Annotated in this window: 9 protein-coding genes and 1 pseudogene; 6 read left to right on the plus strand and 4 right to left on the minus strand. The window is 67.3% G+C overall.

All coding sequences use genetic code 11. The annotated features are described in order from the left end of the window. The 3 genes and pseudogenes from Q8814_RS20830 to Q8814_RS20840 form a co-directional block, all read left to right on the plus strand. Positions 1–193, plus strand: a pseudogene (locus Q8814_RS20830) (TetR/AcrR family transcriptional regulator); the annotation flags it as partial. A gap of 41 nt (positions 194–234) precedes the next feature. Further along, positions 235–1,233 carry a glycosyltransferase gene (locus Q8814_RS20835; RefSeq protein WP_330153900.1) on the plus strand — a complete coding sequence of 333 codons (999 nt, stop codon included), beginning with the start codon at positions 235–237 and terminating at the stop codon, positions 1,231–1,233. An 87-nt stretch (positions 1,234–1,320) separates the two neighbouring features. Continuing rightward, positions 1,321–2,328, plus strand: a complete 1,008-nt coding sequence (locus Q8814_RS20840) for an NAD(P)H-dependent glycerol-3-phosphate dehydrogenase (RefSeq protein ID WP_330153901.1) — start codon at positions 1,321–1,323, stop codon at positions 2,326–2,328. Positions 2,329–2,389: 61 nt separating this feature from the next. On the opposite strand, the gene Q8814_RS20845 is transcribed toward Q8814_RS20840, so the two are convergent. Then, positions 2,390–3,985 (minus strand): GMC oxidoreductase, encoded by a 1,596-nt coding sequence (locus Q8814_RS20845; protein ID WP_330153902.1) that lies wholly within the window; start codon positions 3,983–3,985, stop codon positions 2,390–2,392. 74 nt (positions 3,986–4,059) lie between these two features. Next, positions 4,060–4,611: a TetR/AcrR family transcriptional regulator gene (locus Q8814_RS20850; RefSeq protein WP_330153903.1), complete on the minus strand. Its 552-nt coding sequence runs from the start codon at positions 4,609–4,611 to the stop codon at positions 4,060–4,062. A gap of 149 nt (positions 4,612–4,760) precedes the next feature. Here Q8814_RS20850 and Q8814_RS20855 point away from each other — a divergent pair, with 149 nt between their 5' ends. Both Q8814_RS20855 and Q8814_RS20860 read left to right on the plus strand, forming a co-directional pair. Then, the gene (locus tag Q8814_RS20855; protein WP_330153904.1) at positions 4,761–5,438 is read left to right on the plus strand and encodes a nitroreductase; all 678 of its coding nucleotides are present in this window, start codon (positions 4,761–4,763) and stop codon (positions 5,436–5,438) included. An 81-nt stretch (positions 5,439–5,519) separates the two neighbouring features. Then, positions 5,520–6,104 carry a sigma-70 family RNA polymerase sigma factor gene (locus Q8814_RS20860; protein ID WP_330153905.1) on the plus strand — a complete coding sequence of 195 codons (585 nt, stop codon included), beginning with the start codon at positions 5,520–5,522 and terminating at the stop codon, positions 6,102–6,104. Here Q8814_RS20860 and Q8814_RS20865 read toward each other — a convergent pair. Next, the gene (locus Q8814_RS20865; protein WP_330153906.1) at positions 6,058–7,245 is read right to left on the minus strand and encodes an ATP-binding protein; all 1,188 of its coding nucleotides are present in this window, start codon (positions 7,243–7,245) and stop codon (positions 6,058–6,060) included. The two genes, Q8814_RS20860 and Q8814_RS20865, sit on opposite strands and share 47 nt — an antisense overlap. 126 nt (positions 7,246–7,371) lie before the next feature. Between Q8814_RS20865 and aztD the strand changes: the two genes are divergently transcribed. Further along, a complete protein-coding gene (aztD, locus tag Q8814_RS20870; RefSeq protein WP_330153907.1) occupies positions 7,372–8,598 on the plus strand; it encodes a zinc metallochaperone AztD in 1,227 nt (408 codons plus the stop codon). Between the two features lie 53 nt (positions 8,599–8,651). Here aztD and Q8814_RS20875 read toward each other — a convergent pair whose 3' ends face one another. Then, a complete protein-coding gene (locus Q8814_RS20875; RefSeq protein WP_330153908.1) occupies positions 8,652–10,472 on the minus strand; it encodes an NAD(P)/FAD-dependent oxidoreductase in 1,821 nt (606 codons plus the stop codon). Positions 10,473–10,632 lie beyond the last annotated feature (160 nt).

Raw genomic sequence — 10,632 nt, forward strand, 5'->3', positions numbered from 1 at the left:
GTTCGCTCCGTATCTGGACCCGCTCCCCGCAGCCGACCGCGATTTGTTGTTCGCCCAGCTGGCTGCCGCCACCGACGTGCTGGTCTGGCACGTGCTCCGCAACGATCTGCGCCTGTCGGCCGAGCGCACCGGGCAGGCCCTGCGCGGCATGCTGCGCGCCCTCCTGCCGGCCACGCCACCCGAACCGACCTGAACCGGGCCCGCACCCGGGCCTCACACCTGAAGGCAATTGCCATGGCACGCATCCTGTTCGTAACCTGGGACGGCGGTGGCAACGTGCCACCCGCCCTCGGCATCGCGACCGAACTCCGCAATCGCGGGCACCGGGTCCGGTTCCTCGGGCACTGTCAGCAACGTCAGCAGATCGAAAGCCGGGGGTTTCCGTTCACGTCGTTCCGGCATGCCCGGCCCTGGCAGTCGACCACCGCCCACCCGGGAATCATCGGACTGTACGCATATCTGGCGGTGTTCACCGATCCCGGCCCCGGGATCGATCTCGTCGACACCGTAACCGAGGAACCCGCGGACGTGGTCGTGATCGACTGCCTGCTCTACGGGGCCATCGCCGCCGCCGAGCGGACCCGCCTGGGGCTGGTGACGACCGAGCGGGATCTCGACCCGGCCGGGCGCCGCGCCCTCCCCCCGCCGATTCACTACACCGGGGTGGTGCCGCACCCGATGCCGCCCACCCCGACACCGGTCGGGGAGCGGACGCCGCTGATTCTGGTCAGCCTGAGCAGCACCAACTTCCGCGGTCAACGCCGAGTGCTGCAGCACGTCCTCGATGCCCTGCACGGCGTCCCCGCCCGCACAGTGGTCACCACCGGAACCTCCGTCGACCCCACCGCTCTGACTGCCGGACCGGACACCGAAATCCACGGCTACCTCGACCACGAGCAAATCCTGCCGAACGCCACCCTGGTCATCGGACACGGCGGCCACGACACGACCATGCGCGCCCTCGCCCACGACATCCCACTGATCGTCCTGCCGATGCACCCGATGCTCGATCAGAAGATGATCGGCCGCACTCTCGAAGGCCACGGCGTCGCGCGTTGCCTACGCAAGAACGCGAGAACGGACGTTATCCGGGCCGCGGCCGACGACCTGCTCACCGAGGGCCCACACCGCACCGCCGTCTCCGACCTCGGGGCACGGATCCGCTCCCACAACGGCGCCACATACGCCGCCGACCTCATCGAGCACCTACCCCATCGGCAGGCAGTCGGATAGGAACGGCCGAAATCGCCCACGAAAGGGCCGTCGGCTGACAGTCTGACATCTATCCGAGTACAGACACCGGGGTAGAGAGAAGGACAGATGGCACGTCCGGTTCGCGTCGTGGTTCTCGGTTCCGGGTCCTGGGGCACCACCGTCGCGGGACTCGCCGCCCGCAACACCCCGACGCTGCTGTGGGCACGCAACAAGGAAACCGCCGACGAGATCAACGAGCAGCACCGCAACAGCCGGTATCTCGGCGACCGCGAACTGCCCGAAGGGCTGCGCGCGACGTCGGACATCGTCGAAGCCGCACACGAAGCGGACGTGATGGTGGTGGGTGTGCCCTCACACGCGGTGCGCTCGACCCTCGAACCGATCGCCGACGCGGTGCGTGCCTGGGTGCCGATCCTGTCGCTCGCCAAAGGACTGGAACCGGGCACCCGGCTGCGCCCCACCCAGGTGGTGAGCGAATGTCTGCCCGGCCACCCCGTCGGCCTGATGTCGGGGCCGAACATCGCAAGCGAGATCGCCGACGGCATGGCTGCCGCCGCTGTCGTTGCGATGCAGGACGATTCGGTGGCCACGGCCCTGCAGCCGCTGTTCGCGTCGAAGGTGTTCCGCGTCTACCGCAACACCGACGTCCTGGGATGCGAACTCGGCGGCGTGCTCAAGAACATCATCGCGATCGCTGCGGGCATGGCCGAGGGCCTGCGGGTCGGCGACAACACCCGCGCGATGGTGCTGTCGCGGGGACTCGCCGAGATGACACGGCTCGGAGAGGCGATGGGTGCGAACGCGCGCACCTTCGCGGGCCTGACCGGCATGGGCGACCTCATCGCGACGTGCACGAGTCCGGCCTCCCGCAATCGCAGGGTCGGTGAGGCACTGGCCCGGGGGTTGAGCGTCGACGAGGCCGTCGCCGAACTCGGGCAGGTGGCCGAGGGAGTGAAGACCGCTCCGACGGTGATGGAGCTCGCGCGCGAGTACGGCGTGGAGATGCCGATCGCCGCGGAGGTCGAGGCCGTGGTCGCGGGCCGGCGCACCCCCGCCGAGGCGTACCGGGGACTGCGGCGCGTCACCCCCGGAGACGAGGAGGATCTGGTCTGAACAAGTATTCGACTCTCTCGAATTTTCACTAGAGAGGTGAATACGGTGCAATCCGGCCGGTTCAGATCACCGAACCGACGTCCTCGGCGACGATCTGCTCCAATGCCCGTTCGGCGACAGCGGCGATGGTCATCGACGGATTGCAGGCGGCGGTGTTCCCCGGCATCAATGCCCCGTCGAGCACATACAACCCGCGCTGGCCGTGGACCCGGCCCTCGAGGTCGCACACCGTGCCCATGCAGGCACCGCCGAGCGGATGCCAGGTGGACGGCAGCGACGCGTTGGTGTCGGTAAGCACGCTCCCCTGTCCGGCGATCTTCCGCACCGTCGGATCGATGTGGCCGTTCTGGATGACGGTGTCGCCGTCCTCGGGCCAGCGCAGCGTCGCCACGTCCTGCGCCGAGTCGTAGACGAAACGGCCGCGGCTGTCGCTGACACCGAACCCGACCAGCATGGTGCTGCGCGCGTCGAAGGACAGTGGGGGAATCGACGCCTGGATTACCGTCACCGCGGAGGACGGATCTTCCCAGCAGCGGCTGCCGTAGACGACCGGGCCACCCTGCGGCGCACCGAATTCCTCGTCGAGGTTGGTCCAGACATAGATGCGGTCGGCGTTGGTGCCCCATCCGGCGCCGAGTCCGTCGGGCATGTCGGAAATCCGTCCCGTGGCCGCCGCGCGCACCAGGAGTTTGCTGGTGTTGAGGCTGCCCGCGGCCATCACCAGGACATTCGTGGTGAGGATCTTGTTCTCGAGTACCTGCCCGGACGTGTCGATACGGTCGACATACACCGTCCAGCGGCCGTCCTTCGCGCGCTCGACATCGGTGACCTGGTGCAGCGTCTCGACCTTCACTCGGCCCGTCGCCTCGGCTGCAGCGATGTAGGTGACATCGACCGAATGCTTGCCCGCATTGTTGACCCCGAGCGCGCCGTCGCCGTTGGTGTACGACGGAGCCATGAGGCCGGCGAGCTCGTCGAGGGCGTAGTCCCAGTCGATCGGCATCGGGATCTTCGACAGCGGGAGCCCGGCCCGTTTCACGTTCTGCGCGAAGACCCGCGCCGCCTTGTAGTTCGGGGTATTCACCAATTCGTCGGGGGCGACGGCCAATTGCAGCATACGAGCGACACGTGGGTAGTGGACCTGCGCCATGGTGGCGTAATCCAGCTGCTCCGGAAACTGGGTGTGGAACACCGCCTCGTCCGGTTGCAGAGCCATGCCCTGGTAGACGAGGGACCCACCGCCGACGCCCGCGCCGCACAGGGCTGTCATGTTCTCGCCGGGCACCGCCTCGATGAGACCCGTGTACGGCTCGAATGCCACCGGCCGACCGAACAGTTCGGGACTCGACTCGTACCAGAGAGCGCGCTTGTCGGGAGACAGGCCGCTGGGAAACGTCCGGGCGTTCGGCCCGGTGGGCCACCGGATTCCGCGCTCGAGTACGAGCACCGGAACACCGGCCTCGGCGAGGCGAAGCGCGGTGACTCCCCCGCCGAACCCTGATCCGACAACGACGACGCGGTGGTTCTCACGGGTAAGCGGAACGGGCGTGCGACGCCTCGCCGGTGCACTCTGCGCTTGTGCCGCAACCGGACTCGAAAGGCCGACACCCGCTGCGACGGCTCCCGCCAGAAACGCCCGGCGACTCAATGCTGGCACGATAAATTCCCCCCGGATGGCAATAGCGGTTCGCCCGATGCGCGCCCCAAACTAGACACTCGAGGCTTGAAGTGTCAAGAAGTGCACGCCAGTGCCGGCTGCAGCCACCGCGTGAGGAACCGGCGCAGGTCGTCGTCGTCGCGTACCTCGTCGTCATCGAAGACGATCACCGACAATCCCAGGCGGATCACGATGCCGGCGATATCGTCCAGGTCGGGCTCCAGGCGGGCATCGAGATCGACTACTCGCGCAAGAAGCTGCCGGGCAACTACTTTCGCACGTCCCATCATGCCCGCGTCGAAGAGCGGGTTACCCGTCCGGGCATGGAGCAGGCCGGTCAGGATCGGATCGGCACGCACCACCGCTCTACCGGCAACGATGAACTCGACGACGTATTCGACAGCGGTTTCGACGGAGTTCAACCGAGACCGGATGTTGCCGAGCACTTCCTCGGCGAGACCGGCCATCGCCTGGGAGACCAATTCTTCACGCGACCCGAATATCGAGTACACCGTTTGCCGCGACACCCCGGCCCGGTGCGCCACCGCCGCGATGCTGACTCCTTCGAAGCCCGCATCGGCGATCAGCCCGAGTGTGGCGTTCAGGATCTTCCCGTGCGAGCGCATGCGGACATTATCGCCTCCGGCACTGGCGCCCGGTTCCCACACTTATGGCGTCACGTGTTGGTTCTTGCATGGAGAACCCGAGAAGCCGCCAGCCTCCGGAGTCCACCCCTGAACGAGCGCTAACTGCGACGCTGTGCGATGGTGGGCACATGACCGGTGCCGCCGATACCCTGTCGACACTTCTCGACACCCGCTACAGCTGCCGCGCATTCCTGTCCAAGCAGGTCCCGCGCGAAGACATCGAGCGCATGCTGCGCATGGGGCAGCGCACGGCCTCGTGGTGCAATTCGCAGCCCTGGCAGGTACACCTCGTCGGCGGCGACGCCATCGAACGCCTGCGCGAGGCGGTGTACGCCCAGGCGGTGTCCGGCGAACTCGACCCCGACATCCCCGGCCCGGCCGAGTACCGCGGGGTCTACGCCGAACGCCGGCGCGGCGCCGGATACGCGCTGTACAACGCGCTCGAGATCGCCCGCGACGACTACACCCGCCGCACCGAGCAGATGCTCGAGAACTATCGCTTCTTCGGCGCCCCCCACGTCGCGATCATCACCACCGACAAGGCGCTCGGCGTGTACGGCGCCGTCGACTGCGGGGGTTACGTGTCGACACTGCTGCTTGCTGCGGAGTCGCTCGGCATTGCAGCCGTGCCGCAGGCCGCGGTACCCATGGCCGCGTCCGCACTGCGGCGCGAACTGAACATCGGCGACGACCGCGACATCGTCTGTGCCATTTCCTTCGGGTACGCCGACGACTCGCATCCGGCCAATACGTGCCGCACCGACCGCGCGAATCTCGACGACACGGTGGTGTGGGTGGGCGAATAACACCCACAGGGTCGGTGTTCCACGGCGGCCGGGCGATAGAGGGTGGACACAGTTCCATCCGAGCCCGAAAGGACCACCGCCGTGGCCGACATCGTCACCGAACAACTCCTGCGCCGCTGGGTTCCCCGTGCCGTCGCGGGTGAACCGCACGCCGTCGCCACCGTCGTCGGCTGCGTCCGTCCGCACGTACTGAGCTTCTGCTCGGCCCGCATGGACGAGGTGACCCGCGGGCACACCCCGGTGGAGGACGTCACCCAGGAAGTGTGCCTGGCCCTGGTGCATGCGCTCCCCCGCTACCGCGACCGCGGCGCGTCGCTGCTGCGGTTCGCGTTCGCCATTGCCGCCAACAAGGTGGCCGATGCGCGGCGCAGCGCCTCACGCACCACCGCTGCGATCCACGACGTACCGGTCCCGAGTCCCGACGAAGACGTCATCGACAGCGAACTCGCCTCCACCGCAAGAAAATTCGTCGACCAACTACCCGAGCAGCAGCGGTGGATCCTGCTTCTGCGTGTGGTACGTGGCTACAGCACCGAACGCACCGCCGAACTGCTCGGCACCACCCCGGGCGCCGTGCGCGTCGCCCAGCACCGCGCGCTGACACGGATACGCGCGCAGCTCAGTCTGATTGAGCACGCAGATAACGTCCGAAGTGTGGCACGGTGAATCCGATGAAGCCACGCTCGGCGGAGTAGATCAGCCCCTTCTTGATCAGGCCGTCGCGCGCCGGCGACAGGGACGCGGGTTTGCGTCCCAGTTCCACCGCGATCTTCGAGGTCGCCACCGGGCCGTCGTCGCCGGCGAGGTCGGCCATGGCGCGCATGTATTCGCGTTCGGCGGGCGTGGCGCGTTCGTAACGCGAACCGAAGAAGCCGACCGCGAGTTCCTCTTCCGCTGCCGGCGCACCGACACGCACGTCGTCGGCTGTGATCGGACTGCCCGCGGCGACATCCCACGTGGCCTTGCCGTACGCCTGGACGAAATACGGGTAGCCATCGGCATTTTCGTACAGCACGTCGAGAGCCTCCGCGGTGAATTCGACATCTTCGCGTTCCGCGGGTGCGATGAGGGCGTGGTCCGCCGCCTCGCGATCGAGGCGATCGATCCGGTGGTAGGTGAACAGGCGCTCGGAGTACGACTTCGAAGCCGACAACACCGCCGGCAGGTGCGGAAGACCGGCACCGACGACGATGAGCGGCGCGGTGTCCTGGCTCAGTTCGTGGCAGGCACCGCAGATGGCGGAGACGTCGTCCGGACCGAGATCCTGCATCTCGTCGATGAACAATGCGATCCCGACACCGACGTCCCGAGCGAGACCCGCTGCGTCGACCAATAATTCGACGAGGTCGATCTCGATGTCGCCGGAGTCGGCCCGGCCCTTGACGGCGGGGGCGTCGATACCGGGCTGCCAACGCTCGCGCATCGCCTTGTCGGCGGTCGCGCGCAGGGCGAACGATTTGAGGACTCCGAGGAAGTGATCGACGGACTCGGGGTCCGGATGGGCAGCGGCGATCTCACGCACAGCCATGTGCAGGGCCGAGGACAGCGGCCGACGCAGACCCTGATCCGGGCGCGCCTCGATCTTTCCGGTGCCCCAACTGCGGGCGATGGCCGCCGAGCGCAGGTGGTTGAGCAGCACGGTCTTGCCGACACCGCGCAGCCCGGTGAGGACGACGCTCCGTTCGGGCCGTCCGCGGGCAATGCGTTCGAGCACCACTTCGAAGGCCGTCAGCTGCTTGTCGCGGCCGGCGAGTTCGGGTGGGCGCTGCCCCGCGCCCGGGGCGTACGGGTTGCGGACCGGATCCATCGGTCGATGGTAACGACGTGGTCAGTGGTTTCTGCGTTCCTCTAGCGCGTGTCGTAGAGACCCGTATGCAGACGTACGCATAATTGACTTTGACATTCGTTTGCAATAGTGGCTGGATTACCGGTCATGCGATCAATTCGTCACCGCAGCCTGGTGCTGCCCGCAGCACTGGCCGCCGCCCTCGTCACGGGATGCTCGTCGGCTCCCGACGCCGCACCGGCCCCCGCCCCCACCCAACCGGCGACTGCAGCAGAGGTCGGCAGCGCCGAGCCCCGCCTCGCCGTCACCTACGACGGCGGCGTTCTCGTCGTCGACGCCACCGGCCTCGACGTCGTCGGCGATTTCCCACTGGAAGGGTTCAACAGGCTCAATCCCGCCGGCGACGGGCGACACGTGCTCGTGTCCACGAGCGGCGGGTTCCGCGCACTCGATACCGGCGCCTGGACGGAAGCCCACGGCGACCACGGCCACCACTACGCCGGCGCACCGGCACTGACAGATTTCGAGTTCCGGGCCGAAAAGCCCGGACACGTCGTCCGGCACGCGGACGCGACGGCTCTCTTCGACGACGGCACCGGACGCATCGAGATCTTCGACCCGGCACAGTTCGAGCCGACCGAAGGCGCGCCGGAAATCGATACCCACACGCTGCCCGCAGCACATCACGGAGTGGCGGTACCGCTGGACGGCGGACGCATGCTCGTCACCGTGGGAGACAGTGAATCTCGCAGCACCATCGCGCTTCTCGATGCCGATCGGCGCGAGGTCGCCCGGACCGACGAGTGCCCGAGCGTGCACGGCGAGACCGTCGCGGCCGACGACACGGTCGTCTTCGGCTGCACGGACGGCATGATCATCTTCCGTGACGGAACCTTCGAGAAGGTTCCGAGCCCGGACCCGTACGGCCGCATCGGAAACCAGGCCGGCTCCGAGCAGTCTCCGATCGTGCTCGGGGACTACAAGTCCGATCCCGACGCCGAACTCGAACGCCCCGAGCGGGTCGCGCTGATCGACACCCGCACCGCCGGGCTGCGGCTCGTGGACCTCGGCACGAGCTATACGTTCCGGTCGCTGGGGCGGGGCCCGCAGGGTGAGGCACTGGTTCTGGGCACCGACGGCAACCTGCACGAAATCGATCCCGCCACCGGCAAAATCATCCGTCGCATCAAGGTAGTCGAGCCGTGGACCGAACCCGAGGAGTGGCAGACGCCGCGACCGGCCCTCACGGTGCTCGGGCACATCGCTTACGTCACGGACCCCGTCGACGATTCGCTGCATGCGGTGAACCTCGAGAACGGCGAAATCGTCACCGGGTCGCTCCCGCACACCCCGAACGAGGTCAGCGGCGCCTGACAAACCGGCTACCCCACCCCGCGGACCGGGGCGGGGTAGCCGGGGCGGGAAGGTCAGCTCAGGTGGTGCACCTCCTGCAGCCCGTACACGGGCGTCGGAATCCCCTCGTACCGCGCCTTGAGCTGTAGTGCGAGGTAGAGCGAGTAGTGCCGCGACTGGTGCAGGTTCCCGCCGTGGAACCAGAGGCCTTCCTGCCGGGTGGGCTTCCACATGTTGCGCTGCTCGCCTTCCCAGGGCCCGGGATCCTTGGTCGTCTCCGATCCGAGACCCCAGCACTTGCCGACCTTGTCGGCGACGTCCTGCCCGATCAGGTCGGCGACCCAGCCGTTCATCGAGCCGTAGCCGGTGGCGTACACCACGAGATCGGCGTCGAGTTCGGTGCAGTCCTCGAGGATCACGCTGGTCTCGGTCAATTCCCGTACGTTGCCGTGCGCGAGCTTGATGTCGCCGTTCGCGACGAGCTCGGAGGCGCCGACGTCGATGTAGTACCCGGAGGCGCGGCGCAGGTATTTCATGAACAATCCGGAACCGTCGTCTCCCCAATCATGCTGGAAGCCGGCCTTTTCCAAACGGTCGTAGAAGTCGGCATCGCGTTCGCGGATCTTCTGGTAGACCGGGATCTGGAACTCGTGCATGATCCGGTACGGCAACGACGCGAACGTCAGATCCGCTTTGTGTGTGGTGGTGCCCGCGGCGAGTGCTCGCTCGGAGTACAGGTCCCCAAGACCGAGATCCATGAGGGACTCGGATTTGACGATGTGCGTCGACGAACGCTGCACCATCGTCACATCGGCACCGACCTCCCACAGCGCCCCGCAGATGTCGTGCGCGGAATTGTTCGCACCGATCACCACGGCCTTCTTGCCCGCGTAGGCGTCCGGCCCGGGATGCGCGCTCGAATGATGCTGCTCTCCCAGGAACCGGTCCATACCGGGGAAGCTCGGCATGTTGGGCTTGCCCGACATGCCCGTGGCGATCACAAGCTGCTTGGGCCGCAGGACCAGTGGTTCACCGTCCCGTTCGACGCGGACGGTCCACTCCTGCGCCTGCTCGTCGTAGCTCGCCGACGTGCACAGCGTCTTCGACCAGTACGGCACCTCCATGACCCGGGTGTACATCTCGAGCCAGTCGCCGATCTTGTCCTTCGGCGCGAACACCGGCCAGTTGTCGGGGAAGGGCAGGTACGGCAGGTGGTCGTACCAGACCGGATCGTGCAGGCACAGCGACTTGTAGCGTCCGCGCCACTGATCGCCGGGCCGGTCGTGCTTGTCGAGGACGAGCGCGGGGATGCCCAGCTGGCGCATCCGCGCGCCGAGCGCGATCCCGCCCTGACCGCCCCCGACGATCACGACATACGGCTGCCGGGTGTATCCGAGCTCGCGGTCCTCGGCGTCGCGCTGTTCGGACCAGGTGACGCGATTGGGATCCGCACCGTGCGTGGTGCCGCGCGGCCGTCGCGGGCCCTTGCCCTCTTCGTGCCCCTTCAGTTCCTGGAGTGTCGTCAGGAGCGTCCAAGCCCCTTCGTCCGTCAGGCGCAGGTGGCCTTCACACCGTCCGACTGCGGTATCGAATGCGATCCACGCGCTGATCACCCCGTCGTCGCTGGTGGGCGGTTCGGTCGAGCGGAACCGGCGAGGGTCGGCGTCGTCGAGTCGCTCGCGCAGCATGCCGGCGATCTCGTCCCGGCCCTCGACCGTCTTCAGGTTCCACGTGAACGCCACCAGGTCGCGCCAGAAACTGTCGATGGCGAACATGCCCGCGGCCGCTTCTACATCACGCGCGGAGAGAGCCGCCTCGAAGTCGCGCAGCCAGGCATCGACCCGCTGTTGCGGCTCGGTCTCTCGGCCGGTGGGCTGCTCGAGGATGTCGGTCATGTCGGTACCCTTTCGATCGGTGATGTGACACAGCACACACCCGATCGATCATGGCGGCAAACGTTGCATCACGTTGCGCCGGACTCGGGATGTGGCGCGCACCACATATGCCCACCTATGCTGCGGGGACAGCACCGACCGGAGGGACCGTGAGCACTTT

Origin of the sequence: Rhodococcus chondri, assembly GCF_036327435.1 — a bacterium.
In the GTDB taxonomy this organism is placed as follows: Bacteria; Actinomycetota; Actinomycetes; order Mycobacteriales; family Mycobacteriaceae; genus Rhodococcus; species Rhodococcus chondri.